This is a genomic window from Pseudarthrobacter sp. TE3704 (assembly GCF_056279405.1).
This window is the reverse complement of record NZ_JBWCCJ010000007.1, coordinates 148,861-175,412: the sequence shown is the minus strand read 5'-3', so window position 1 is coordinate 175,412 and position 26,552 is coordinate 148,861. Positions and strand designations below refer to the sequence as shown.

Below are 26,552 nucleotides of genomic sequence, written 5' to 3'. Positions count from 1 at the left end.
GAGGGCCCGGACTTCGTACAACAAGGCCTTCAATCTACGGCCGCACTTTATTCGTCCAAGACCGCCGTGAACTGGGCGGCACCTTCCCCGTGCTGCCCAGCCGGCTTTGTGAAACGTGATTATGCCTGTACGGCTCTCAGTGGCGTTGAGGACGGGCCGAACTCGAGCCAGTCGGTCATTTTGACGTCCCCAGCCAACTCAAATGATTTCGTCTTACGCAGCAGCGCCTCCACGCCGATACACAGCTCCAGTCTCGCAAGGGAGGCCGCCGGGCAACGGTGCGGACCCCTGCCGAATGCGATGTGCTTATTGGGCTTACGGTCCATGTTGAACTCGTGCGGGTCCTCAAAGACGTCCTCGTCCCGGTTCGCGGAGGGGAAAATCATCGCGATCGGCTCCCCGGCTGGGATCTTACGGTCCCGGATTCTTACATCGTGTGTGGCTGTGCGGGCAAAGACCCGGTAAGGCGAGTAGAGGCGCAGAAACTCCTCCACAGCGTCGGGAATCCGATCCGGGTTTTCACGGAGGCGCTGCTGAAGCTCAGGATCACGTGCCAGATGGGTTGCGATACTTCCCAGAACTGCGCCCGGGGCGGCCTGAGACGCTGAGAGGAACTGGCGGATGCTGGCGACAACCATGTCATCAGGGATTGCCTCGCCTCTTTCACCGGCGAGGAGGAGCGCGGAAATCAGATCCTTATCCGGATTGAGCAGGTTCTGCTTGCGAGCAAAGACGATCTCTTTGGCCACTTCATAGAGTCGGTCGCTCCATTCGACGACCTTTGGTTTATCCATTGCCATTTGGGCCCGGTAGTACTGCACTTGGACCTCACGTGACCGCAGCATCATGTCCAGAGGCAACTTCAGGATCAACCCAAAAGCCCGAGCAGCAAAGTATTCGGCGAAGTCGAGTGTGTAATCGAAGTAGCCGGCGGCAATCAGGGGATCGATCAGCTCGTCGGCAAAGCGACGAAGCTCGGGCTCAAGAACGGCCATGCGGCTCTTGGCGAAAACTGGAGTGACGGGCCGGCGGTAGGTCTCATGTTCCGGCGGATCAAAGTGAAGCGGGGGTCGTTTGCCCTGGTTTCGGGTGGCCGGCGGGACGACATTTTTTTCGGCGGTGCTGAAGCTTTCATGCTCCGTTTGAACGCGGATGATGTCTTCGTATTTGAAGAGCGCCCAAAAGCCGCCGAACGACTCGCTGTGTGCCACGGGGCACTTGGCGCGCATCTCCTCGTAGTACACGTGCGAATTGTCGAATGTCTCCTCGTAATGAGGGTTGAACTCGTTCACGGCTTCCTGTTGAGCCACCGATGCCTCCTAGTTGCCGGGCCCTTCTAGGCCCCTTCAGCGGAGCTTCTCCGCTTTCCGCACAACTAAGCTTCGCACGATGCGTAACCGTCGTCAAGAAAATTGACGAGTAATTGGGTGGGCAATGGTCCCGTCTATGCGAAAGACTTAGCTATGAGCAATCTCAAACCCGTCCACGGCTCCCAGCAGTTCCTGCTGACGCTCCTTGGTACCTATTTCCTTGGAGTTGAGGACGATATCCCGTCGACGTTCTTCGTTGATGTGCTGGGCGACTTTGGCCTCAGCGAAACGGCGGCCCGGAACGCCCTGAGCCGCGTAGCGCGTCAGGGCTTTCTCGAACCTTCCCGGCGAGGCCGGGCCACGTACTACACGTTGACTGAGCCAGCCCGCCGCCGTCAGCAACGCCGCCTTAAACAGATCGTAGATTTTGGCCGCGAGTACCGGGACTGGGACGGGCATTGGACCGTCATCACATTTTCGGTGAGTGAGGAGCAGCGTCACCTTCGCCACCAGGTCAGGCAATTGCTTCGGCAGTTCGGATTCGGTTTGCTCTACGACGGGGTCTGGGTCCGGCCGTGGGCGCTGGACGAGGAGTCCCGGCGGGCGTTGATGAACGCGGGTATCAACCGTATGACGGTTTTCAGCGGCGCCCCTCACGTCGATTTCGGCCCGGAGGGCAACCCTGCAGGCGCCTTCGGACTGGAGGAACTCAGGCCGCGCCTGGAATCCTTTATCAAGCGTGCGGCTGACATAGTTGATGCCATTGAAGACGATGCCGTTTCGCCGACCATGGCATTGAGACTACGGATAGAGACTCTGCGGGACTGGCGGGAGATTGGGGAAGCCCATCCGGACCTCCCGTTGGCGCTGTTGCCTTCCGGCTGGCCCTTACCGGAAGCGCGCGCCCTGTTTGAAAGGACGTATGACGGGCTTGCAGAACCCGCGGAGGCCCGAATGCGCTATCACATGATGCAGAGCACGGCCGATCTGGTTCCCGCTATCGGATCCCTGAGTACGAGCGAAGTAGCGCAACTGGAACCCGCCAGCTGATGAGTTGACCCGCATAAGGGGCGGCGGCGTCCACTCCAACACGCACTCGTGGAGGACCGCAATCGACCGTTGTCGGAACAAGCTGCCGTCGTCCTCCCCCCTGCCGCCAGTCTCTGCCGACATTGTCGTCGAAATTAGTGGCGCGGGCCCCCCAGCAGGGCGAGCGGGACGACCCGCGCCATCACTTCGACATCCTCGTTTGACGCTGCTGTTTAGGCCGCATGGCTGGGCAGAGCGGCAGTGAACTCTTCAAGGGTTATGACCTGGGAGAACAATCCCATCGATGCGAGCGACGCCTCATGGGAGTCATTATCCGCGGCCGAGGTGGCATCGGAGAGGACGTAGGTGCTGTATCCCAAGTCCGCAGATTGGCGCACAGCGGCTTCCACCGATGCATTGGTTGCCACGCCACACACGACAACATTCTCTATGCCTCGGGACGACAGGATTTCCTGCAGCCTTGAACGGCTGAATGGACCCGGCAATTGGTGGGTGACCACTTCATCGGCATCGTGAACGTCCACCTCAGGGACGAGCGTACTGCCTTCGCTTCGCTCCTTGAGGCAACCCGCCTTAGCGACCATCTGTAGAAGCGGAAGCGCGCGGTTTAAGTCCGAGTAGTTGTCCGTGAAGGCTATCCGAAGCGGCACAACCAGGCCGCCGGCATCACGCAAAGATTGCATGGCCTTCCGGCATTGGGTGAGTACGTCACGGGCCTGGACTTCAGGGTTGAACATTTGCCCAAAGGCAGTTCCTGGCGACACGATGTCGTGTTGCAGGTGGACCACCAAAAGGGCCGTCGTTGCAGGGTTTATAGCGACCATGAAACTCCCTGCCTAGTTGTTCGGCTTGATGATGATGGAGGTGAAGCCGCCGGCGCGATCGGTGGCAGCGTCGATGGCTTGGTTGGCCTCCTCGAGGCTATAGTGCCAGGCCTCGAAATGGCTGAGGTCAAGGGTTCCGGCGGCGGCCATCCGCGCCATTTCCTCTCCTTCGGCCACGCTGAACCACAGCGAAGTCAGCAGGCTGATCTGCAGCGTCATCAGCCTGTACATCGGAATAGGCAGGTCCTCCGGCATCGCTCCTATGCTCACCATCCTGCCGCCCCGGCGCAGTGCCCATATCCCCGCCATGCTCACATCAGCCGTAGCTTTGTCGCCGAGGGCGTCAAGGCAGACGTCTGCGCCCAGTCCGTCGGTGTTCTGCCGGACCCAGTCGCCCACGTCGCCGTCGCCGTACGCCATCACCTTGATGCGATCCGGAGCGATCTGGCGAATTCGTTCGAGCAGGGCCCTGTTGCGCGCGACGCCGAAAATCTGCGTCGCCCCCATCGCCAGGGCCAGCAGCACAGCGCTTAGGCCGAGCGTGCCGGTAACACCTTGGATGAGGAGATTAGTGCCGGCCCGGACGTCGCCCTTGCGCAAACCCGAGTATGCGGTGCCCAGGTATCCGAAGCGGGACGCATGGTCCAGCGGGACGTTGTCCGGTATCCGGATAATTCCCGACGCTGGCCCTTTGACGTATTGGCACATCCCGCCGTGGGGGTAATCCTTGTGGATCTCCTTCGACTCGGGGCCGAAGCCGAAATATCCCTGGAAAGTGTATGCGGTGTCGCTCAGGGGGTCACCTGTACGGGAGGCCCACGAGTCCACCGAATGCCGGCCGGGGTTGAGGTAGACACGGTCGCCCACCTTCAGGTTGCGTACGCGTGCCCCGACCTGGCTGATAGTGCCTGCTGTGTCCATGCCGAAGATAGCGGGCAGCTCGGGCAACGGAAGGAACGATTTGAGAGACGGGTAGGTAGTGATGACATTGCGCAGATTCTGAACCAGATTCGCCGACTCAACCCTAATGATGACGTCGTAGTCATCTGGAACCGGAATCGGTACTTCATCCACTTCAAACTTGCCGCCTACCTGATGCAGCCGTGCTGCTCGCATTGTGGTCATGGTGCTTCTCTTCATTCCTAGAGTTGATCGTCACGGCAGTGTGACGCTCGTCCCATAGTGAGCGAAAGAATCAGAAGCCGCCAGCAGGCGTTCCAATCACCGGTACGTTGCAGGAGATATTCTCTGTGCCTAAGTCGCCCTATTCGGAACGATGCAAATATCGCTACCGAAGTCCCAAGAAATCGAGAGCTGCCATCTCCAGATTTCAGTCTTCGGTTAGCGCACTGTTGCGGGGAAGCTGGCGGCCAAGGGCCAAGGCTGCTGTTCGGACAGCAGGCCCAACCCGGTCGACGTCCAGAAGCCCTACAAATCCGGATACCGAAAGGGATGCGACCAGCGCTCCGCCGGAGTCCAGGACAGGACTGGCGACGCACGAGCTGCCAGGCGCTGATTCGTTATTCTCGTGGGCTAGCCCGATGGCTGCTACTTCGACGAGTTCCTTCTGCAGCGCTTCTTCATCGGTGATGGTTCCCGGGGCGACTTTTTGCAGACCCGTAGCAAGAATCTCGTCCAAAACAGCCGGGGGCGAAAAGGCAAGCATTGCTTTGCCGACGGCCGTCGCGTGAGCGGGCATGCGGCCGCCGACCCGGGAGGGCAACGGGGGCGCCCCCCTTCCCCGCAGGATTTCTATGTAAACCACCTCAGTCCCGTCCAGGACGGCAAGATGAACGGTCTGTCCCGTCGCATTGCGCAGGTCGACCATAATCCCCATGGCGCGCCGGCGGAGCTCCTTGGGTGTCACTACCATCTGACCCAATTCGAACAAGGTGATGCCGAGTCGATAGGAGGAGCCCTGCCGCTCCAGAAACTGCAGTCGCAGAAGCTCGGATGTCAGACGGGCAACGGTGGACTTCGCCAGCCCCGTTCTACGGGCTATTTCCGAAACCCCCAGGGAGCGGTCCTCGCTCCTAAAGGCACCAAGAACTTGGGCGGCACGCTCTAGCACAGATGACGAAGTGTTCCATTCAGCGGTACGCATGGCTCCAGTATGGAAGAAACGGACATCACAAGCAAGGTCTCTACAGTCAGCCTGCGCAGTGGCTGCAAGGGAAATGGCCCACTGCGCAGGCTTCTTTTACCCGGCGTAGGGGTCGGCGATGGCGATGTACTGGGTGTAGAGGTATTCCTCGATGCCTTCGAGGGCGCCTTCGCGCCCGAGGCCGTACTGCTTGATGCCGCCGAAGGGTGCTGCGAGGTTGGAGATGACGCCGCCTCGGGCTCCCATTCGGATCACCATGCCCGCAAGTCTGGCCCATTGGACGACCGCTCCCGTGTTGACGCGGAACCGTCTCGCCGTTCCCTGCGCAGAAGCACCCTGCAGGAGCATCGAATACGCGATGCTCCTATCTTTCCACGACGTCGTCACGACGCCCTCCGATAAAAGGTGTTGCGCTGCCTCCTTGAAACCGCCACATCTACTCCTTAAGGATCGTCGTACTCGATGGACTCCCGGATGAAGTCCTCACTGGCCGTCACCGCACTGGAGAATGCGGTGCGGGCACGCCGCCTGGCAGCAACCGTGGTCCACTCGGATCGCGGGTCCCAGTTCCGGTCACGCCGATTCGTCGAATCACTCCGTCACCACGGGCTAATCGGCTCGATGGGCAGGGCCGGTGCGTGCGCGGGCAACGCCGCGATGGAATCGTTCTTCTCGCTGCGGCAGAAGAACGTCCTGGACCGTCAGCGGTGGATCACCAGACAGGACCTCCGACTGGCCATCACAACCTGGATCGAAAGAACCTACCACCGCCGGCGACGGCAAAGACGGCTGGGAAAACTCACGCCAATCGAATATGAAACAATCAACCGGACCGCGCTCAAAGCGGCCTAAGACCCTTAGTCAACAAAAGCCGGGGCAGTCCCCTCCAACAGCTCGTGCCTGTAGTGGAGTAAGAATTCGTGCCTGTAGTGAAGACCAATCCAGGGGGATGCAGTCAGTTCGTCAATGTTCAGGGCCTGACGGGGTACCGGTGGTTCTTCCGCGCAGGGAGTCCGATCCGGCATATAGCGTCGGAGAGTCTTCGGCAGAGGGTACTTGGGAGGAACCCGGCGATTGGGCATGGTCTCGTCTCTTTTCACTTCTGTCGTCTGCCTCGGTACACGGATTTGGTTGTGTAACCCCGACTAGCGCCGCCCGGGTGTGTTATATCGACCAGCAGAAAGGCTACGCGGGCGCCATCGGTTAGAACGCGCGGAGGATGTCTTCGACGCGGGTTTTGGCGTCGCCGAAGAGCATTTGGGAGTTGTCCCTGAAGAAGAGCGGGTTTTGGACTCCTGCGTAGCCGGCGGCCATGGAGCGTTTGAACACAATGACGTTCTCGGCTTCCCAGACTTTGAGGACTGGCATGCCGGCGATGGGGCTGCTTGGGTCTTCGGCGGCGGCGGGGTTGACGGTGTCGTTCGCTCCGATGACCAGGACCACGGAGGTGTCCCCCAGGTCGTCGTTGATTTCGTCCATTTCCAGGACGATGTCGTAGGGGACTTTGGCTTCGGCGAGGAGGACGTTCATGTGCCCGGGAAGGCGCCCGGCGACGGGGTGGATCCCGAACCTGACATTCACGCCCTTCTCGCGGAGCTGGTGGGCAAGTTCGGCCACGGGGTACTGGGCCTGGGCGACGGCCATGCCGTAGCCGGGGGTGATGACCACGCTTGAGGCGTTGGTGAGCATTTCCGCTGTCGCTTCGGCTGTGATTTCGCGGTGTTCGCCTTGGTCGGTGTCTCCTTTGCTGGTGGGGGCGGCGATGCCGAAGCCGCCGGCGATCACGGAGATGAAGGACCGGTTCATGGCCTTGCACATGATGTAGGACAGGTAGGCGCCGGAGGAGCCGACGAGGGCGCCGGTGATGATGAGCAGGTCGTTGTTGAGCAGGAAGCCGGCCGCGGCGGCGGCCCAGCCGGAGTAGCTGTTGAGCATGGACACGACGACGGGCATGTCGCCGCCACCAATGGAGGCCACGAGGTGCCAGCCCAGCCCCAGGGCCAGGATGGTGACGACGATGAGGAGCCAGAGCTGGGAGTCGTTGACGTACCAGACGGTCAGGGCGATGAACGCGGCCAGCGCCCCGAGGTTGATCCCGTTTTTGCCCGGCAGCATCAGGGGTGAGGATTTCATCCGGGCTGAGAGTTTCAGGAACGCCACGATTGAGCCGGTGAAGGTCACGGCGCCGATGAACACGCCGATGAAGACCTCGGCGTGGTGGATCGCCATCAGGTCCGAAGACAACGCGGGGGCTTCGAGGTGTCCGTTCCAGCCCACCAGGACCGCGGCGAGGCCCACGAAGCTGTGCAGCAGGGCGATGAGCTCGGGCATGCCGGTCATTTCGACCACCCGGGCGCGCCAGAGTCCGATGGCCCCGCCGACGGCCACTGCGGCGACGAGCAGGCCCAGGCCGGTGAGGGCGTGGCCGGTGCCCCAGGCGTCCTGGAGTGTCAGCCAGATGGTGGCGGCGAGGGCGATGATCATGCCGGTGATGCCGTAGACGACCCCGGCGCGGGCTTTCTCGTGCTTGCTGAGCCCGGCGAGACTGAGGATAAACAGCAGGGCCGCGACGATGTAGGCCGCCCCTGCGATGGAGTCGGCGGTCAGCGGACCGGAGACGGTGTCAGACACGGTAAAGCTCCTCGATAGAATTCCTGCTGCTTCGGTGGCGGCGGTCATGAACGTGCCTTTCCGGCCGAGAACATGGCAAGCATGCGCCGGGTGACGGCGAAGCCGCCGAAGATGTTGATGCTGGCGAGCAGGACCGCGACGGCGGCGAGGACCTGCATGACGATGTTGTCGGAGGTGACCTGTAGCAGCGCTCCGACGACGATGATCCCGGAGATCGCGTTCGTGACGGACATCAGCGGGGTGTGCAGGGCGTGATGGACTTTCCCGATGACGTAGAAGCCGACCACGATGGAGAGCATCAGCACCGTGAAGTGCTGCGGCAGTGGCGCCGGGGCGACCGCGTTGATCCCGAACAGCACCGCGATGCCCGCGGCGAAGAGCCCGGCCTTGCCGGCCGGGCTGAGGCCTTCCTTTTTCTTCGGGGCGGTGCTTTCGGCGGCCGGGACCTGGGTCGTGGCTGCGGGTGCGGCTGAGACCTGGACCGGGGGCGGGGGCCAGGTCTTCTCACCCTCGCGCACCACCGTCACGGAGCGCTGCACCACATCCGCAAAGTCGAGCCGCAGCTGACCGTCTTTGTCCGGGGTCAGGAGCTTGAGCAGGTTCACCAAGTTTGTCCCGTACAGCTGGGAGGCCTGGGCCGGGAGCCGGGCCGGAAGATCCGTGTAGCCCAGGATCACCACACCGTTATCCGTAACTATCCGTTCTCCGGCGACGGAGCCTTCGACGTTCCCGCCCTGGCCGGCGGCCATGTCCACGATCACGCTGCCGGACTTCATGCCGGCCACGTCTTCGGCGGTGAGCAGTTTCGGCGCGGGACGTCCAGGGATCAGGGCCGTGGTGATGATGATGTCCACATCGGCTGCCTGCTCCGAATAAATCTCAGCAGCCCGGGCGTTATACGCCTCAGAGGTGGCCTTCGCGTACCCGTCGGAAGTCTTCATCTCCTCCTCCACCTCAACCTTGAGGTAGGTACCGCCAATGGACTTCACCTGGTCGGCGACCTCTGGCCGCGGGTCGGTCGCCCGGACAATTGCGCCCAGGCTGGACGCGGCGCCGATCGCGGCCAACCCGGCAACGCCGGCGCCGGCGACCAGGACCTTGGCAGGCGGGACCTTGCCCGCAGCGGTCACCTGGCCGGTGAAGAAGCGGCCGAACTCGTGGGCCGCCTCGATCACGGCACGGTATCCTGCAATGTTCGCCATCGAACTGAGCACATCCATCGACTGCGCCCGCGAGATCCGCGGCACCGCATCCAGAGCCAAAGCTGTAATGGGGCGTGCCGCCAACGCCTCCACCAGCTCCGGCCGCAGACCAGGGGTCAGCATCCCGATCAGCGTCGCACCCTCGGCCAGCCGGTTGATCTCCTCCTCAGTAGGCGGGTTGATCCGAAGCACCACCTCACTGCCCCATGCCTCATCGGCGCCGACGATCAGTGCACCGGCTTCGGCGTACATGTCATCTCTGAAGGACGAGGACTCCCCCGCACCCTTCTCCACCACAACCTCGAAGCCCAACCCCAACAACTGCTTGACGGTGGTGGGCGTCGCCGCCACCCGCCTCTCGTGACCCAACTCGGCCACAACGCCAATACGTGCCACGTTTAACTCTCTTTCATCCAGCCGAGGCAAGCAGAAATTACTGCCCAGGCACGGCATCGATTTATTTCTCTTTCAGGGATCGTCAGAAAGGCTTGACGTGTCACTGACCCTCCCCAGGTGTTGTGGGAATGCCATTGGGCCGAAGCCGGACCGTGGAGCCTCTCGGTTACAAGAGCCGCCATATGTCCAGCATCCTGACACCTGGATTGCAAAGGCAGACTGGAACGACGGTTTCGACCGGTGCCGCAGCTGCGCGTCGTGGTGACTTATGCAAGTCCGGAACGATTGAGTGACCACTGGGGTCATGGCGTCGAAGCCGATGAACGCAAGCCCGTCATGTGACGCGTCGTTCCGGCGTCCGTTAGGCAGCCCCCCCGGGGTCCGCCTGCCACCAGCCTTCCCAGGCGGCGGAGGTGATTTGTCCGGATGGAAAACCTCTTTCCGGTACCGCGTCGGCTGATTGGCCATAGTTGACCGCACTCTCGACCGGAGCACATGCTGGATCCTGACTATGGCTGTCTAAAGCACTACCTCTTAGGGCAGCTTGGCGGAAGCCGCAGGTGCCACTTTGCTGCCAAGGTGTCGCGCAGGATGGCAGGACAGCAGTTGTTTTTGCCGTCGCTGTCCGCGGAGGATTAAGGCAGTGCTTGAACGATCGCAAGTTTGTATCCCTCTCGTTTGTCAATCAGGGTTCTGCCGTCGAAGCCGTCTGCAGCTATCCAGACGATGTCTCCTGATGCGGTGATGTCCTCTACCGGCCCTGTACGGACAACCCGTCCGTCCAGTCGGACCTCCACTACGGCGCCGACCAGCAGATGCCAGTCCCGGACAGCATGTGGACGCTTCGCGGGTGTGGTGTCCTGCCACTCAATGGTCGGAAGTTCGTCTGGTCCGAAATCAGGGTGCGGGAAATCGGTGCGTGTCATTCGCATGGCCTTTCAGGCGTGACCGGGGACAGCATGTCCTGTGGTCGAAACCGGAATAGGGAACTTCTGCCCCATTGAAGAGGATGCCTGGGCTGGTGGCAGCAGGGGCGGCCGGGATGTGCCGGCCGCCCCCTGCTGTTCACAGGGTTTGGTTAGGCTTCGGCAGGGGTGTTTGCCGCGCTTCGTTGCGTTTCTGCCAGTTCTTCGCCGTTTTGGCGGGCTGCTTCCTTGCGCCCCCAGCCACCGGGCAGGAGTGCAACAGAGATGATGGAGATGGCAGAGACGACGAGCAGGTAGATGACGATGGAGTCGCTGGATTTGGTTGCAGCGAACAGTGCTGTGGCAATCGTCGGGGCGAACGCGGAGCCGGCGATCTGCGAGATGGTGTAGCCGACTGAGGCTCCGGTGTAGCGGACTTCCCGGGAGAAGACCATGGAGAACAGGGAGCCGGTCACGCCGGCGGCCGGTGCCATGGCGACGCCGAAGACCATTACCACGGCCAGGATGAAGTTGGCTGCCACACCAGTGTTGATGAGCATGAAGGCGGGGCCGATGGTGACACCCATGGCTACGGCGCCGGTCAGGTACATGGTCTTGCGGCCGTACCGGTCCGAGAGTGAGCCGAAGATCGGGTAGAGGACGACGGCGACGATGCCTGCGATGAAGACGCCCATCAGGACGGTGGTGCGGTCAATCCCGGCGACGGCGGTGCCGTAGCTGACCAGGTAGGCCATGGTGATGTAGGCAAAAACGCCCTGGCTGAGGTAGGTGCCGGCGACGAGGAAAATTTCCTTGGGGTGCCGTCGGAAGGCTTCCTTGATGGGGAGCTTCACCAGCTCCTTCTTCTCGCGGGCCGCGGCGAAGGCGGGGCTTTCAGCGATGGTGAGGCGGATGACCAGGCCGACAACGACCAGGACTGCGCTGACCAGGAACGGCAGCCGCCAGCCCCAGGCGAGGAACTGGTCGCCGGGCAGCTGGGTGGCGCCGAGGAAGGAGACAGTGGCGAGGGCTACGCCTGCCGGGGCGCCCATCTGGGGGAACGCTCCATAGAAGCCCTTCTTGCCCTTGGGAGCGTGTTCGACGGCCATGAGTGTCGCGCCTCCCCATTCACCACCGACACAGAACCCCTGGAAGAGGCGCAGGACGGTCAGCAGAATGGGTGCGACGATGCCAATCTGTGCATAACCGGGCAACAGGCCCATCAGGAACGTTGCGGCGCCCATGCCCACCAGGGAGATGATGAGCATCTTCTTCCGCCCGACCCGGTCACCGAAGTGGCCGAAGACGATACCTCCAAGGGGACGGGCGAGGAACCCCACGCCGAAGGTGGCAAAGGACAGCAGCGTGCCCATCAGCGGGCCGGCTTCGGGGAAGAACAGCTTGGGGAAGACCAGCGCTGCTGCTGTCCCATAAATGAAGAAGTCGTAGTACTCGACGGTGGTGCCGATGAAGCTTGCCATCGCAACCTTCATGGGGCCGGTGCGGCCCTCTGCGTTCGGGGCTGTCTTCGTTGACATGTCTGATTCCTTGGAGGAGGTGGAGCTAGCGGACGGGAAGGGGTTGTTGGTGCTTCGCAGCGGCGTGCTGCAGGTCCAGGGCGACGTCGGTGATCATGTCTTCCTGGCCGCCGACGAGTTGGCGTTTGCCGACTTCGACGAGGATGTCGCGGGTGTCCAGTCCGTAGCGGGCGGAGGCGCGTTCTGCGTGGCGGAGGAAGCTGGAGTAGACACCGGCGTAGCCCAGGGTGAGGGTTTCGCGGTCGACCTGGACGGGGCGGTCGTGCAGTGGCCGGACGAGGTCTTCTGCGGCGTCCTGAAGTGCGAAGAGATCGGCACCGTGTTCCCAGCCGTGCAGGGTGGCGACGGCGACGAAGGGCTCTACGGGGGTGTTGCCGGCGCCTGCGCCGTGGCCTGCGAGGGAGGCGTCGACGCGGTAGGCGCCTTCTTCGACGGCGACGACGGAGTTGGCGACCGCGAGGGACAGGTTTTGGTGGGCGTGGATGCCGATCTCGGTTTCCGGGTTCAGGATGTCACGGTAGGCGCGGACGCGCTGCCGGACACCTTCCATGGTCAGGCCTCCGCCGGAGTCGGTGACGTACACGCAGTGAGCACCGTAGGATTCCATGAGCTTGGCCTGCTGGGCGAGCTTTTCGGGCTCGGACATGTGCGACATCATGAGGAAGCCGGAGACATCCATGCCCAGTTCGCGGGCGTAGGCGATGTGCTGGGCTGAGACGTCCGCTTCGGTGCAGTGGGTGGCGACGCGTACGGACCGGACGCCCAGGTCGTAGGCCTGGCGCAGTTCGTGCAGGGTGCCGATTCCGGGCAGCAGCAGCGTGGTGAGCCGTGCCTTTTTGACCACTGAGGCGGCGGCTTCGATCCATTCCCAGTCGGTGTTGCTTCCAGCGCCGTAGGTGAGGCTGCTGCCTGCAAGGCCGTCGCCGTGGGCGACCTCGATGGCGTCGACGCCGGCGGCGTCCAGGGCGCCGGCGATCTTGGCGACATTGTCGGGGCTGAGGCGGTGGCGCACGGCGTGCATGCCGTCGCGCAGGGTGACGTCCTGGATGAAGACGCGGGCGGGTGTCTGGCTCATGATGCTACTTCCTGTTTTGTTGAGACCAGCTGCTCGGCGACGCGGAGCGCGGCAGAGGTCATGATGTCCAGGTTCCCGGCGTACTCCGGGAGGTAGTGCGCGGCGCCTTCGACTTCGAGGAAGACGCTGACGCGCGTGTATTCTCCGGTTCCGCGGCCTTCGGGGATGAGGCCTTTGACTTCGGCCCCTTCGTCCTGGAACTGCACGGCCTGCTTAAGCCGGTAGCCGGGGACATAGCCGGCGACCTCGTTGACCCGTTCCTGCACGGCAGCGGCCACCTTGTCCTGTTCGGCCTGGGTGAGCCGGTCGACCAGGCACAGGACGGTGTCGCGCATGATCATTGGCGGTTCGGCCGGGTTCAGGACGATGATGGCCTTGCCACTGGCGGCCCCTCCCACCCGGACGATTGCGTCGGAGGTCGTTTCAGTAAATTCATCGATGTTGGCCCGGGTTCCAGGTCCTGCGGATTTTGATGAGATGGAAGCGACGATTTCGCCGTAGTGCACAGGCGCGGCGCTGGCAATGGCCGCGATGACGGGGATGGTTGCCTGTCCGCCGCAGGTGACCATGTTGACGTTGCCAGCGTCCCGGTGCTGCTCAAGATTTACCGAGGGCACGACGTAGGGGCCGATGGCGGCAGGGGTGAGGTCGACGAGTTTTTTCCCGTAGGGTGCCAGGGCCTCTGCGTTATGGCGGTGGGCTCCGGCGGACGTTGCGTCGAAGACGACTTCAATGTCCTGGAATTCCGGCATGGCGATGAGGCCTTCCACGCCTTCGGCGGTGGTGGCAATGCCCAGCCGGGCTGCCCGGGCAAGGCCGTCGGATGCGGGATCGATGCCGACCATGACGCCCATGTCGAGCTTGTCGCTGAGCCTCATGATCTTGAACATGAGGTCGGTGCCAATGTTTCCTGAGCCGATGATGGCTGCTTTTGCGCTCATGAGAGCTCCTTAGATGCTGTAGCGGTGACGGTGCCCAGGCCGCTGATGCGGGCTTCGACGACGTCGCCGGCCTTGAGGGGGGCCATGGGGCCGAGCGCGCCGGAAAGTACCACTTCGCCGGCGCGGAGGGGACGGCCCAGTGCCGCGGCTGTTTCCGCGACCCACAGCAGGGCGTTGATGGGATCGCCAAGGCAGTCCGCCCCGGTTCCCTGGGATACCTGTTGGCCGTTGATGGTCATAACCATTTCCGCCGCTGCAGGTGCGTAGTCATTGAGCGTCGCCTTGCCGTCGCCCAGGACGAAGTAGGCGCTCGAGGCATTATCTGCGACCGTGTCCACGATCCCGATGTCCCAGTTCGCGATGCGGCTGTCCACGATTTCAAGGGATGGAACGACGAAATCCACAGCCGAGAGAACCGAGCCGCGATCCGTGGCTTCAACATCCCTGCCCATCACGAACGCAATCTCCGCCTCGATGCGGGGCGCGATCAGCTGCGAGTACGGGATTTCTTCGTCTTCGCCGCGCTGCATCTCCGAGAGCAGCACGCCAAAGTCGGGCTGGTCCACGCCGAGCTGACGCTGCACCGCAGGTGCAGTCAGTCCGACCTTCCGGCCAACCCTCCGGTTGCGGGTACTGACCCGGCTCTGAATCAGGAGCTCCTGCACGTCATACGCTGCGTCAAGATCTCCGCCGAGCACATCCCGGACGGGCTCACAGGGGCGTGCGGTATTCAATGCCCCTAACAGGGTGTTGGCCACGGTCCTCAGGTTCGGTGAACTGACCGATACCGCTGCGCCGTCATTGGCACCGCTGGTTTGATTTGTCATTACGTCACTCTCAATCGTGCAGCTTTTTCGTCCGGGGTCCGGCGCTGCGCTAGCTGTGGTCCAGGGTGGCGGTTGTAACACCGAACCCTGCAATGTACTCGCGGATGGGGCGGTAATAGCTGTACTGCACCGTGTAGGGACCGACGGCTCCCAAAGCTGCATATGCCGCGATCCAGGTTCGGACTTCGTGGGAGGAGTTCCCCGCGATTTCGGTCATCTCCTCTGGTGTCCAGGCGTCGATGGGCGAAAGGTCCCCGGAGGCGAGAATCTTCATCAGCTGCTGGTCCCACTCGGGTGCGAGGTCCTTGATGTTTGCTTCGCCACGGGCGAACGCATCCGCCGTGTCGTAGACCCTTTGCTGCCGGGCTGCGCGCGCCTCGGGCGTCTGCTGGCCATCCGCTCCGATCAACATCCGGCGTTGGGCTTCGGTGGCGGTGGCCAACCTGGGCACCGGCGGGTCGTGGGAAAGCCCGCCGGAAGCAATGAGCAGCACTTTCTGGTCAAGAGTCTTCAGATACTGACCAATGGCCTCACCGAGCAGCCGGACACGCTGGAGGGGCGTGAAGGGCGGCGCGACAGAGTTGATGAAGACCGGAACGAACGGCTTGGCAGTAATGTCGCCGTACATGAGCTCCATGGGCTGGACGGCACCGTGGTCGACCTCCATCTTCAGGGAAACGGCAATATCAATGCCTTGACCGATCACGAACTCGGCCAGGCCTTCGGCGATGTCCTTGGGGACGTTAAGCGGCCCCGCCTGGCTTCCGTAGTCACCAATGCTGACGGCGTCATAACCGACACAGAACGCCGGCATCAGCTGATAGAAGAAGCCGTTGTAATGGTCAGGACCGAGATTGATGACCACGTCGGGGTCGTAATCGTGGACGAAACTGCGGGCAGCGTCGAATGCGGCCTCTACTTCGGCCTTCACTTCCGGCCCGGGATCCCCGTGTTCGAGGAGAGGGCTGTGGGACATGGCAAGCAGAGCAACGGTCATGGCACTCTCCTAGCCTTGAACTTGTGCAGAGGTCAGTTCCGTGCCCGCGCCTTCGTCGAGGCCGAGCAGGAAATCCAGCTGGATCTTGTTGAAAATCTCGGTCTGCTCGTACTGGGGCCAGTGACCGGCGTTTTCGATAACAGCCAGCCGGCCGTTGGGGATCAGCCCCGCGATGCGGCGGCCTTCATCAACCGGACCGGAGGGGTCCTTGGTGGTCCACACAACCAGGGCGGGGGCCTGGATGGAACGGAGATCCTCGTCGGTGAGCATGTTCCGGCGCCGGGTTTCCGGATCCTGAAGGGCCATGTTTGCTTCACACGCCTTGAGCCAGTCCGGCTGCTGGAAGATCGCCTGACGGGTACGAATAAGGTCGTCCGTAACCATGGCCGGGTCAGCCATGAGCCACTCGAGCCGGGTTTTTACCCGCTCCCAGGACGGGTCCTTTGCCGCTTCCATGGACAACGTGAAAAGGCGTTCCATCACAACCGGGTTCGCCATGGTGCCGCCCATGGTGTTCAGGACGATACGTTCGACCCTCTCAGGGAAGTCGATGGCGAAACGGGCCGTGACCCATCCGCCTAGGGATTCACCGGAGAAGTAGGCTTTCTCGGCCCCGATCGCGTCCAGAAAGTGGTTGACCTGCTCAATGTAGTGCTTGATTTCCAGCGGGTGGTCAGGCTTGCTGCTGTATCCGTGGCCGATGAAGTCGATGGCATAGACGTTGAAGTGCTCCGCGTGGGCCTGCAGGTTCCGCACATAGGCCTCGGCATGGCCGGTGATTCCGTGAAGCATCAACAGTGTGGGCTTGGAGCTGTCGCCGGCGTGCAGGTATCGGGTGCGGTAGGGGCCGGCCTGGATGAAGCCCTGGCTGAATTCGACCTGTGCAAGGTCGGACCAGACGCTAGTGTACGGGCGTGAATTCACGGGTTTCTCCTGCGGTTTCGGGGGTGTTCTGTTTGGTGTTGCCCAGGACGGCGTCCAGTGCCGAGCGAAGTTCGGCGCGGGCTGTCTCGACGTCCCAGACGGGTGCGGACTGGCGCCAGGCGATGTAGCCGTCGGGGCGCACGAGGAGGGCGCCTGCTTCGTGGATTTCCCGGACTTTGTGCCAGGCGCCGTAGGGGTCTTCGGCGCCTTTTTCGCCGACAACGACGGTGCGCAGGTACGGTGCATCAAGTTCGGCGGCTGCTGTTTCCCAGGCGCGTCCGGCGAGGCCGGTGACAAGGCTGAACTTGCCGTGGCCGGTGACGTCGAGGGTCGATGTCCGGTGGCCCTCACGGTCCACAAGCCATGCGTGCGGAATTTTCGCGCCGGGCCGGGTTGTGGGCTGGACGTAAAGCTGGGGATCCCTTGCCCACTGCTCTTCGCCGGCCTCAGGATCAGGAATCACGGCGTCGGATTCGTAGCGCTGGTTCAGTTCAACGCCGTGGGCGTTGAACTCGTAGTTCTTCCCTTCCAAGGCCTCCTGCAGCTTTTGACGCAGCTCAACGCCTTCGGGTGTTGGCGCGTGCAGTCGTGCCAGCCCGGCTTCAATGCTGTGTTCCTGGCCCGGGACACGGAACGTGTCGTTCAGGGGGCCGTAGTCCTTGCGGGACTGGTTTGCCCGGGCAACGATCTGTTTGCCGACGGGTGCGCGCTCCAGAGAATATGAGTCGAGCAGGCTCTCCCCGGCGTAGCCCTTGATGACGTAGGCGAGTTTCCATGCCAGGTTGAACGCGTCCTGCATGCAGGTATTTGAACCCAGCCCACTGCTCGGCGGATGCCGGTGGACTGCGTCTCCTCCGCAGAAGACGCGCCCGGAGGAGAAGTGCTCGGCGTGCTGCTGGTTCACGTACCAGGTGGACTTCGTCTGGACCTCGACTTCGAGTTCGGGGTCGCCGACCAGGGTGCGGATTTTCTCGAGGATGACGTCTTCGCTGAAATCGGGTTCGCCGTCTGCCATGTTGAATCCCCACCCGGCGATCCATTCATCCCAGGGCCGGACGGCGCGCAGCAAGCCCATTCCGATCTCGCCAAAGCCGGCGACCGGGTTCATGATCCAATGCAGAATGCTGGGACGGTGCGCGACGTATTTGCTCAAGTCAGCCTTGAACAGCACATATGCGGTACCGGCACGGGCAACCTGACCATGGAACGGCAGTCCGATGTCTTCAGCGATCTGGGAGCGGGCACCATCGGCGCCGATCAGGTACCTGGCCCGTAGCGTGTAGTCCTGGCCGGTGACGTGGTTCCTGAAGGTGACATTGACGCCGTCGGCGTCCTGAACATGGGAAAGGTACTCCGTGTTAAAGGTGACCTGCGCCCCCCGCTCCCCCGCGTTCTTCAGCAGGATAGGTTCCATCAGCGGCTGCGGAACGTCGAGCATGGTGCAGGGGCTTGCCTTCAAATAGTCCCCGTACCGTTCATCCCCGGTACCCCAGGTGCGGAGCCGGGCAATCTCCTGACCCGCCAAGCTGGTCGTGAACAGGGTGTCACCCATGTCCTCCCACGGCACCGCGTATTTTGCGGCTTCCTCTTCCACCCCAAGATCCCGCAGGACTTCGACTGCACGCTGGTTGGTAATGTGCGCACGAGGTGTATTCGCGAGCCAGTTCCATCGCGAAATCATGTGAACACGAATGCCCTCGGTGGCTAGCGCCAGCGCCGCTGTGGCCCCGGTCGGTCCTGTGCCCACAATGAGCACGTCGGTATCGAATTCCAACTGAGTTTTCATCACACCTTCTAAGTTCATCGGACAGCTCCGTCCGCGCTGATAGAGGTCGTTCTCTATCAGGACTAGGAACCCACGCTTCAAAACGTGAGGCCCATCACTACGTCCAAGCTACTAGCATGCTAGCCGGTTTGTAAAGTGTTTCCACTCTGGTCTTGCAGATTTTCATTTCTCGTCTTCGTTCATCTGACGAAAAACAGTGGCGCCCCCGGCTTGGATTCTGAAGCCTGCCTCCACCTTGGGCAACGATTCGTACCGTTGAATGGGACGATGCGCGGCTGATTCCTGCTCCCGGCCCTCGGGTTTTCGCGGCTTCAAGCCTCCGTGCGTCGTGGAGACCCTTTTATTTCCGGTATCCCCTGGCTGCAAGCAGCGCCCACACTGTGAGTGCCATCGAGAGTTAGCGAACCCAAGTCCACGCACCCAGGGACCTCTCGCCTTTTTCCACCGGCGCCCCTCCGGCCTTTCCAGCGGTTTGCGGCCCAGCACTTGCAGGCTTGCACGCTTGCATGTAACGTTGCTCACGCCACGTGACTCCCGTCACTATCGATCGCCGCATGCCAGCTATCGAGGCACTTTTGAATTCCATTTGCAAGGAGCGCGATGATGAGCTTGATGCAGGCCGCACGACTTCACGAAGTAGGTAAGCCTTTCCAGATCGACCAGGTGGACGTCCCCGAACCGGGTCCCAGGGATGTAATCGTTGAGGTGAAGGCGTGCAACGTTGTGCCTAACCTGCGGAATGTCATCACCTCCTACCCCGAATGGTTTCCATACCTTCCCCTGCCCGCCCTGCCCGCTATTTATGGCTTAGATGCTGCCGGCGTGGTGAGCAAGGTCGGATCTCAGGTCCGCAACGTAAAGCCCGGTGACCGTGTTTACGTCAACCCGGGTCGTGACTCCGGCGATTCCCATGCTTCACGGCGAGGGGAACGCATCAACGACCCCGCCTACACATTCCAGGGCTACTTCGGCTTTGGGGCAGGCTCTCAGGAGATTTTTGAGGACTACCCACACGGTGGTTTCTGTGAGTACATGAAGGCCCCCGCAGACGGGCTGGTCATACTGCCTGAGTCAATCTCTTTCGAAGCCGCTTGCCGCTTCGGATACCTGGGGACGTCCTACTCCGCTCTCCGCAAAGCCGGAACAGGGGCCGGCACGTCCGTTCTCATCAACGGTGGCACGGGAACCCTTGGGCTCGGGGCCGTTCTGAATGCCCTGGCCATGGGCGCCACAAAGGTCTTCGCGATGGCACGTGACCGCGAACTCCTCGAGCGGGTCCGCCTCATCGATCCAAAACGGGTCCACGTCCTCTCCCACGGGGACAAGCCCGTAGAGGAATGGGTTCGGGAAAACACCGACGGCCTCGGCGCCGACATCTTCATTGACGCTGTTGGCCCCGGCGCTCCGCACGAAATCACGCTCGCCGGCATCGAGGCACTGCGCCGTGGCGGCCGCATGGTCGACATCGGAGGCATGTCAGAGCCGCTCCCGCTGGAGATGTTTAAGCTTATGTGCTTCCAGATCAGCGTTATCGGCTCACTCTGGTTCAGCGTCGCAGAAGGCCAAGATATGGCAGAAATGGCGCACGCCGGCACCTTGGACCTTTCGGTCTTTGAACACGAAGTCTTCCCCCTTTCGGAAGTGAATGAGGCATTGGATTCGGTGGATAAGCGCCGAGGCGGCTTCACGAATGTCGTGGTTGTCCCCGGCTCCTAAGAATGATTCTCGTGGCCGGGGGCACTAACGCCCGAGGCCCCGATCCCACTAGCAAGAAACGGAAGACCATAATGGAACTCAGCCCAGAGCGCACGGCAGTCATTGCGGTGCATTGCCAGGGAGACATCGTGTCGGGGGATGGAGCATTCGCTCCCTTCTTCCACGAACAGATCGTCAGCAGGAACATCATCGGCAAGATCGGCGAACTGTTGGCCTCCGCCAGGAAGAACGGCATGACCGTGATCTACACCCGGGTGGCCTTCAGGCCCGACTTCAGTGACCTCAACGCGAACTCTCCCCTGCTCAAGGTCGTTGAGCAGTCCGGTTGCCTCAAGGACGGAAATGCGCTAGCTGACATCATTCCCGAACTTGCACCAGCAGCCGAAGATGTGGTCATCACGCACCAGCGCATTGGTGGTTTCGTGCCCGAACTAACGGCTGTGCTGGAAGAACGTGGCATCGACACTCTCGTATTTGCCGGCGTAGCCACCAACGCATCACTGGAGGGCACAGCGCGCGCCGCCTCTGATGCGGGCTATCGCGTCATCATCACAGAGGATGCCTCCTCCGCCGCTACCCTTGGGGCCCACCAAGCGAGTATCGAATCCCTCGGCCTACTCGCGGAGATTGCCAGCGTCGCCGACATAATGACCAGCACTCCCGCCTCCCAGGCCGTCTGACGCCAAGCTGACCTAAGAGTCTTGTGCGCCCGGCCCGCAAAATATCGGCCGGGCGCACCCAAAGAATATGCTAGCGTTCTAGTTGTTGAGGAGAGGAGCCATATGCGCAACACTAGTTTCATGACACCGCCGCAAGCTCCCCTCAACCAACGCTCCTCTGCAGGTGGAGGACGGCTCCTCGGGCGCATATACGAGGCCGTGCAAAGCAGATTGCTCGAAGGCGAATATGCAGCAGGAACCAAGCTTTCTGTCGAGTCCATACGGGCTGAATTCGGTGTAAGCAAACAGCCTGTCATGGAAGCGCTCCGCTTGCTTTCTGCAGACGGCTTGGTCGAAATCCTCCCCCAAATAGGATGTGTCGTCACCGAGTATTCACTCGAAGAAGTAGAAGACTTTTTCAGAATGTTCGCCGGGTTCGAATCCGTGATCGCGGCAGCTGCGGCCCAACGGCGGACAGACGACCACCTGGATGAGCTATACTTGGCCGCCCGCAGAATGGACCGTCTAAATACCGAACCGGACCCAGACATTCGTGCCCGACAGTATCGAGTCCAAAACCGGAACTTCCACGAAATCATTCATCGTATGGCCCATTCAAGAGTCATGAGCAACATGAGCCGCCGCATGTGGGACCTTAGCGACTTCCTCATCAACACCACCGGCGCCCCCCACCCGGTCGGGTCCTCCATCGTCGAACGCAATGAAGACCACGCCCGGATCATCAAGGCGCTTGAAATGGGCGACGCAGAAAGTGCCAAGGCAGAGATGGAACAGCACATCCTCTCCACGGCAACCATGATTCAGGCAACCAGGACCGAATCCGCTTTTTAACCGGCCATGACACGTACAGGCCAAACACGAATGGCAACAGCACCGACATGTATATGTAGCAGCACTCTGGGCTAGATCCGCAAAAGCAGGGGCACTGGCAGGGTGTGCCCTTATCGGGAAGACACGTCCCGTGCCTGGTCCACCCCCAGACAACAGGTTCACGATTTGACCGTAGGCATGAGGCACCGATACTTTGTTACGTAGCTTGCATGCCAGTTGCAGGCTACCAAACAGTGTCGAGCAGTTGGACACACCCGAAGCACCAGGATTGTCACTAGTTCGACTAGGCGAGACCTGAGACAGATGCTGACCATTGTCGGCACCATGTCTCAGGTCTTTTTTGTTGCCTTAGCAAAGCTCTGAAGGAGCACAATGAAGTCTTCAACGACGACGAGCATCGCTTCGCAGATTCTTGAGGAGGTGGGTGGACCCCAGAACGTCGCTCAGCTCACCCACTGCGCCACCCGCCTGCGTTTCGAGCTGCACGATCCGCAGAAAGCGAATATTGCCGCACTTGACCGGATCCCCGAGGTATTCAGGGCCCAACACTCCGGCGGGCAGACGCAGGTCGTCGTCGGCGGAAAGGTAGATGCCTTCTACCGGGACATTAGCGAGGTGCTGCAGCGTACGACCTCCTCAACGTTTCAGTCCTCTTCAACCGGGGGAACGAGCTCGAAGGGTAAACGTCCCAACGTCATCTCACGGTTCATCGCGCTGATAGCCAGCGTTTTCACGCCGATCCTGCCGGCGCTGATCGCTGCTGGTATGGTCCGCGCCGGGGTCGCAGTGCTCCAATCCACCGGGATGATCGCGGCGGATACCACTCTCTTCGCGATCCTGTCGGCAGTGGGAGACAGCGTCTTCTACTTTCTGCCTATTTTGCTGGCCTCTAGTGCCGCAAAAAAGTTCGGAGCGAACCCCTACCTCGCTATGCTCCTGGCTGCAGTCCTTCTCCATCCCACGTGGGTTGCTCTGGTCGCGGAAGCGAAGGAAGCCGGAGCGACCAGTACTACTGTTCTCGGACTGCCTATCCTGCTTGTCACGTACTCCTCGACGGTCATTCCCATCATCCTTGCCGTCTGGGTACTGAAGCACGTCACTGACCTGCTCACGAGGATTATCCCTGAAGCAATCCGCATCGTCTTCGTCCCCGCGATCGCGCTGATGGTGATGATTCCTCTGCTCTTCGTCATCATTGGACCTATCGGGCACTACGTCGGGCAACTTATCGCAGGCGGCGTTGGATGGCTTTTCGCTTCGGCCGGCTGGCTGGCACAAGCGGTACTGAGCGGTGTGCGGCCCATCCTCGTCATCTTCGGGCTCCACTACTCGTTCGTGCCGATCCAGGTACAAGAGGTTGCGGCCACCGGCGCAACAGCACTGCTCGTTGGAGCCTTTGCCGCCAACCTCGCCCAGGCCGGTTCTGGCCTCGCTCTTGCACTTCTGGTTCGCGGAAACGAACGCTCCGGTGCTGCGGCGGCCGCGTCCACCGCACTGTTTGGCATCACCGAACCGGTCATCTACGGCTACAACCTGCGCTATAAATTCCCTTTCTTTGTCTCCTGCGTTTCCGCCGCAGCAGTCGGCCTCGTCCTCGGACTGCTCAACACCGCCGCAACTGCCGTTGCCCTGCCCGGCATCCTTAGTACAGGCATACTCCAAGGCGATGCCGCCCTCGTCGTAACCGTCGCGGTTCTGCTGGGCGGAACTGCCCTTGCTTTCGCCCTGACCCTGGCCTACGGCAAGACATTTGGGCGCACCGCGTTGGAGCGGACGTTCGCGGAGACGAGTTCCGCCGTCTTCGAGCCGACGCAAACTACAGACACAGACTCCCCGACTGCTGCCCCTCCAGCTGCCGCCGGAACAGTCCTCAGCCCCATGGCGGGTGACGTAGTCCCGCTCACCGAGGTCCCTGACAAACTCTTCTCCGGCGGAGTGCTGGGAAATGGTATTGCGATCCTTCCGCACGACGGAGCCGTGGTCAGCCCGGTCAGCGGTGAAGTGGTAATGGTCGCAAAAACACGTCACGCTGTTGGGATCCGTACGACGGACGGTATCGAACTGCTTATCCATGTCGGAATCGACACCGTAAAGATGAACGGGGCACCCTTCACGGTGCTGGTCGAAAAGGGGCAGACCGTTACCGCGGGTCAGCGTCTGCTCGATGTCAACCTTCGTCTGATCGAGGAGGCGGGCTTCAGCACAGTCACCCCGATCGTAGTCGTCAAACCAGCTAAAGCACCTGTCACCGAAGAAGCCCGCGGTAACGTCACCGCAGGTACGGTCCTGTTCCAGGTAGGGAGTCGGTCAGCATGACATCGACATTGTTTCCGCCCGATTTCCTCATCGGCGGAGCGCTCTCTGCGGCTCAGGCCGAAGGCGCATGGGACGCTGACGGCAAATCGCTCACCGTTGCGGATTGCGCCCCGCTGACTAAGCCGGCTCCAGGTGAGCCCACGAGGACTGTTCGCTTCGATCGGGAGTACCTCGATCATGCAAAGACCGCAGAGCCGCACGAATTCCCGAAGCGAAGGGGCATCGACTTCTACCACCGCTTCGAAGCCGACCTCGATCTCCTTGCCGAACTGGGCAGTACGACGTTCCGATTCTCGTTCTCCTGGGCCCGAGTAATGCCCAACGGGGACGGGAAAATCAATCAGGAAGCACTGGTCTATTACGACAGGCTCATCGAAGCCATCATCACACGCGGCATGGCGCCGGTCATGACAATAAGTCATTTCGACTTCCCCATGGTCCTCATCGAGAAGTACGGAGGATGGGCCAACCGCAGACTCATCGACCTCTACGTCACCTACGCAACATCCCTCCTGGAGAGGTATGGCGACCGCGTCAAGCATTGGGTTCCGTTCAACGAGATCAATATGAGCGTGAAGGCACCCGAGAAGACCCTCGGGCTGCTGCGGACAGGGGACGACGCGTTCGAGCAGACGATGTTCCGAGCGCTGCACCATCAATTCGTCGCCTCCGCCAAAGTGATCGAATGGTCCAAGCAACAGCAGCTCGATGTTCGCTTTGGCAGCATGGTCGCCTACTTCACCACCTACGCGGCGTCCAGTAAGCCGGAAGACGTCCTCGCGGCTGTTCAGGAGGACCGGCTTCGAAACCTCCTTTACCTCGACGTGCTCAACCTAGGGACTTATCCGTTCTATGCGACGCGATACTTTTCCCAAAATGGCATCGATCTGGAGGCTACCGAGGAGGATCTTCGGCTCATCGCTTCCCATCCTTGCGATTTCGTCGGAATGTCCTACTACAACTCTGCAATCGCTGCCGCCAGCACGGAAGGACTCGAGATTACGAGCGCAAATGTGCACTCAGTGATAAAGAATCCGCACCTGCCCGCCAACGACTGGGGCTGGCAGATTGACCCTGTTGGACTGCGGATCACCCTGAACGAATTGCAGCGCTTGTTCAACCAACCAATCTTTATTCTGGAGAACGGCTGCGGCTTCAATGAGGAACCGGACGAAACAGGTGCAATCCACGACACATACCGCATCGAGTTCATCGGAGACCACCTACGGGCAGTACTTCAAGCCCTCGACGATGGAGTCAACGTCATCGGATATACGGCCTGGAGCCCTATCGACTCAATTTCTTCATCGACCTCAGAGATGACGAAGCGGTATGGGTTCATATGGGTCGACCAGGACGACCACGGCAACGGTACCCTCGAACGCCGCAAGAAGCTTAGCTTCGATTGGTATCGCGGTGTCATAACAAGCCGCGGGGCTTCCCTCCATGCCTGAATCGAACAGGCCAGGCCTGGCCGAATTTACGATCGTCCGGGCGTACAACAACAACGTCGCTGAGGCCAAGGACGATGCGGGGCGCGACTACGTCCTAATGGGCAGAGGGATCGGCTTTAATGCCAGTCGGAAGCCACGGATCGCCGCGGCTGACGTAGATCGCACCTTCAGGCCAATGGATGGCGAAGGGACCGAGCGGTTCGCTGCGTTGCTTGCCGAGCTGCCCAGCGAGCATTTGGAAACTGCTGATCTGATTACGCAACTCGTCCGCGACCGCCTCGATGCCGACATCTCCGACTCCTTCGTCATCGGGATAGCGGACCACATCACCACGGCTATCGAACGTGTTCGCAGCGGGTACGAGCTGGACATCCCGCTCGTGGCAGAGATGCCTTACGCATTTCCTACAGAGACCGGAATCGCACGTGAGGTGCTTCAGCTAATCCGTTGCCGGACCAAAGTTGAACTGCCTGATGAGGAGGCTGCTGCTCTTGCCCTTCATATCGTCAACGCACGATTCAGCACTACCGAGATGCCTACGACGTTCAAGCTCGCAAAGGTACTGCATGACTCCTTGCAAATTGTTCGCGACACCTTTGATGTGGACCTGGACCCTACCTCAGTCAGCGTTGCTCGATTCGCCACACACCTTCGGTTCCTGATAACCCGGCTGCAGGCCGCGTCCCAGCACGAAGACGCTTCAGAATTTCTCTGGAACGCTGCGAAAACTGCCCACCCTAACGAACACTCTTGCGCGGTACACGTCGGCAAGGTCATTTCCCAAGCGACAGGATTGTCAATTCGCAGAGAGGAAGAGCTTTACCTCACCCTGCACGTCCTGAGGTTAACTACCAACGGCTGAACGTCTTCGTGTCTGAATCATTGCGCAAGTCAGGCCTGGTTAAAGTTGTGAATGTGGGGCTGGCCTACTGGTAGCCGGACGCGAGCCCGCCAAGTTCAGTACCTAAATCACGCGCGGATAGTCAGTCCTGTTTATGGCACACCCGAAGCTGACACACGGCCCCTTCCCTGGCCGTCCGAACAA

The 26,552-nt window shown here is 61.2% G+C and carries 22 protein-coding genes and 1 pseudogene; 8 read left to right on the top strand and 15 right to left on the bottom strand.

Annotation, left to right across the window (positions count from 1 at the left end):
* Positions 1–119: 119 nt before the first annotated feature.
* Positions 120–1,310 (bottom strand): cytochrome P450, encoded by a 1,191-nt coding sequence (locus ACZ9BC_RS18385; RefSeq protein ID WP_476247184.1) that lies wholly within the window; start codon positions 1,308–1,310, stop codon positions 120–122.
* 153 nt (positions 1,311–1,463) lie between these two features.
* Between ACZ9BC_RS18385 and ACZ9BC_RS18380 the strand changes: the two genes are divergently transcribed.
* Complete coding sequence (locus tag ACZ9BC_RS18380; RefSeq protein WP_476247183.1) at positions 1,464–2,360, top strand: PaaX family transcriptional regulator; 897 nt, start codon at positions 1,464–1,466, stop codon at positions 2,358–2,360.
* 212 nt (positions 2,361–2,572) lie between these two features.
* Here ACZ9BC_RS18380 and ACZ9BC_RS18375 read toward each other — a convergent pair whose 3' ends face one another.
* The 4 genes from ACZ9BC_RS18375 to ACZ9BC_RS18360 form a co-directional block, all read right to left on the bottom strand.
* Positions 2,573–3,184 carry a cysteine hydrolase family protein gene (locus ACZ9BC_RS18375; RefSeq protein ID WP_476247182.1) on the bottom strand — a complete coding sequence of 204 codons (612 nt, stop codon included), beginning with the start codon at positions 3,182–3,184 and terminating at the stop codon, positions 2,573–2,575.
* A 12-nt stretch (positions 3,185–3,196) separates the two neighbouring features.
* Positions 3,197–4,309, bottom strand: coding sequence for an alcohol dehydrogenase catalytic domain-containing protein (locus tag ACZ9BC_RS18370; protein WP_476247181.1), 1,113 nt, complete (start codon positions 4,307–4,309; stop codon positions 3,197–3,199).
* Positions 4,310–4,514: 205 nt separating this feature from the next.
* Positions 4,515–5,288 (bottom strand): IclR family transcriptional regulator, encoded by a 774-nt coding sequence (locus tag ACZ9BC_RS18365; protein ID WP_476247180.1) that lies wholly within the window; start codon positions 5,286–5,288, stop codon positions 4,515–4,517.
* A gap of 96 nt (positions 5,289–5,384) precedes the next feature.
* Entirely contained in the window at positions 5,385–5,546 is a 162-nt protein-coding gene (locus tag ACZ9BC_RS18360) for a hypothetical protein (RefSeq protein ID WP_476247267.1), read from the bottom strand.
* Between the two features lie 170 nt (positions 5,547–5,716).
* Here ACZ9BC_RS18360 and ACZ9BC_RS18355 point away from each other — a divergent pair.
* Positions 5,717–6,140 (top strand): annotated as a pseudogene (locus tag ACZ9BC_RS18355) (DDE-type integrase/transposase/recombinase); the annotation flags it as partial.
* A 351-nt stretch (positions 6,141–6,491) separates the two neighbouring features.
* Here the strand turns inward: ACZ9BC_RS18355 and pntB are convergent.
* The 10 genes from pntB to ACZ9BC_RS18305 form a co-directional block, all read right to left on the bottom strand.
* Complete coding sequence (gene pntB, locus ACZ9BC_RS18350) at positions 6,492–7,967, bottom strand: Re/Si-specific NAD(P)(+) transhydrogenase subunit beta (RefSeq protein ID WP_476247179.1); 1,476 nt, start codon at positions 7,965–7,967, stop codon at positions 6,492–6,494.
* Entirely contained in the window at positions 7,964–9,517 is a 1,554-nt protein-coding gene (locus tag ACZ9BC_RS18345) for a Re/Si-specific NAD(P)(+) transhydrogenase subunit alpha (protein ID WP_476247178.1), read from the bottom strand. Before ACZ9BC_RS18345 ends, pntB begins: the two co-directional genes overlap by 4 nt.
* A gap of 635 nt (positions 9,518–10,152) precedes the next feature.
* The gene (locus ACZ9BC_RS18340) at positions 10,153–10,443 is read right to left on the bottom strand and encodes a hypothetical protein (protein ID WP_476247177.1); all 291 of its coding nucleotides are present in this window, start codon (positions 10,441–10,443) and stop codon (positions 10,153–10,155) included.
* Between the two features lie 152 nt (positions 10,444–10,595).
* Positions 10,596–11,960, bottom strand: coding sequence for an MFS transporter (locus tag ACZ9BC_RS18335; protein ID WP_476247176.1), 1,365 nt, complete (start codon positions 11,958–11,960; stop codon positions 10,596–10,598).
* A 25-nt stretch (positions 11,961–11,985) separates the two neighbouring features.
* Positions 11,986–13,035 carry a 4-hydroxy-2-oxovalerate aldolase gene (dmpG, locus tag ACZ9BC_RS18330; protein WP_476247175.1) on the bottom strand — a complete coding sequence of 350 codons (1,050 nt, stop codon included), beginning with the start codon at positions 13,033–13,035 and terminating at the stop codon, positions 11,986–11,988.
* Entirely contained in the window at positions 13,032–13,976 is a 945-nt protein-coding gene (locus ACZ9BC_RS18325) for an acetaldehyde dehydrogenase (acetylating) (RefSeq protein ID WP_476247174.1), read from the bottom strand. The genes dmpG and ACZ9BC_RS18325 overlap by 4 nt, the downstream gene beginning before the upstream one ends.
* The gene (locus ACZ9BC_RS18320) at positions 13,973–14,803 is read right to left on the bottom strand and encodes a 2-keto-4-pentenoate hydratase (protein WP_476247173.1); all 831 of its coding nucleotides are present in this window, start codon (positions 14,801–14,803) and stop codon (positions 13,973–13,975) included. The genes ACZ9BC_RS18325 and ACZ9BC_RS18320 overlap by 4 nt, the downstream gene beginning before the upstream one ends.
* Before the next feature lie 49 nt (positions 14,804–14,852).
* On the bottom strand, positions 14,853–15,800 hold the full coding sequence (locus ACZ9BC_RS18315) for a 3-carboxyethylcatechol 2,3-dioxygenase (protein WP_476247172.1): 948 nt from the start codon (positions 15,798–15,800) through the stop codon (positions 14,853–14,855).
* A gap of 9 nt (positions 15,801–15,809) precedes the next feature.
* Positions 15,810–16,724, bottom strand: coding sequence for an alpha/beta fold hydrolase (locus ACZ9BC_RS18310; RefSeq protein WP_476247171.1), 915 nt, complete (start codon positions 16,722–16,724; stop codon positions 15,810–15,812).
* Positions 16,702–18,510: an FAD-dependent oxidoreductase gene (locus tag ACZ9BC_RS18305; RefSeq protein WP_476247170.1), complete on the bottom strand. Its 1,809-nt coding sequence runs from the start codon at positions 18,508–18,510 to the stop codon at positions 16,702–16,704. The genes ACZ9BC_RS18310 and ACZ9BC_RS18305 overlap by 23 nt, the downstream gene beginning before the upstream one ends.
* 603 nt (positions 18,511–19,113) lie before the next feature.
* Between ACZ9BC_RS18305 and ACZ9BC_RS18300 the strand changes: the two genes are divergently transcribed.
* From ACZ9BC_RS18300 to ACZ9BC_RS18275, 6 genes are all read left to right on the top strand, one after another.
* A complete protein-coding gene (locus ACZ9BC_RS18300; RefSeq protein ID WP_476247169.1) occupies positions 19,114–20,226 on the top strand; it encodes an alcohol dehydrogenase catalytic domain-containing protein in 1,113 nt (370 codons plus the stop codon).
* A gap of 71 nt (positions 20,227–20,297) precedes the next feature.
* Positions 20,298–20,906 (top strand): cysteine hydrolase family protein, encoded by a 609-nt coding sequence (locus ACZ9BC_RS18295; RefSeq protein ID WP_476247168.1) that lies wholly within the window; start codon positions 20,298–20,300, stop codon positions 20,904–20,906.
* Positions 20,907–21,026: 120 nt separating this feature from the next.
* Positions 21,027–21,737 carry a GntR family transcriptional regulator gene (locus tag ACZ9BC_RS18290; RefSeq protein WP_476247167.1) on the top strand — a complete coding sequence of 237 codons (711 nt, stop codon included), beginning with the start codon at positions 21,027–21,029 and terminating at the stop codon, positions 21,735–21,737.
* Between the two features lie 372 nt (positions 21,738–22,109).
* Positions 22,110–24,053: a glucose PTS transporter subunit IIA gene (locus ACZ9BC_RS18285; protein WP_476247166.1), complete on the top strand. Its 1,944-nt coding sequence runs from the start codon at positions 22,110–22,112 to the stop codon at positions 24,051–24,053.
* Positions 24,050–25,507 carry a glycoside hydrolase family 1 protein gene (locus ACZ9BC_RS18280; RefSeq protein WP_476247165.1) on the top strand — a complete coding sequence of 486 codons (1,458 nt, stop codon included), beginning with the start codon at positions 24,050–24,052 and terminating at the stop codon, positions 25,505–25,507. Before ACZ9BC_RS18285 ends, ACZ9BC_RS18280 begins: the two co-directional genes overlap by 4 nt.
* The gene (locus tag ACZ9BC_RS18275; protein ID WP_476247164.1) at positions 25,500–26,369 is read left to right on the top strand and encodes a PRD domain-containing protein; all 870 of its coding nucleotides are present in this window, start codon (positions 25,500–25,502) and stop codon (positions 26,367–26,369) included. Before ACZ9BC_RS18280 ends, ACZ9BC_RS18275 begins: the two co-directional genes overlap by 8 nt.
* The last annotated feature ends 183 nt before the right edge of the window (positions 26,370–26,552 follow it).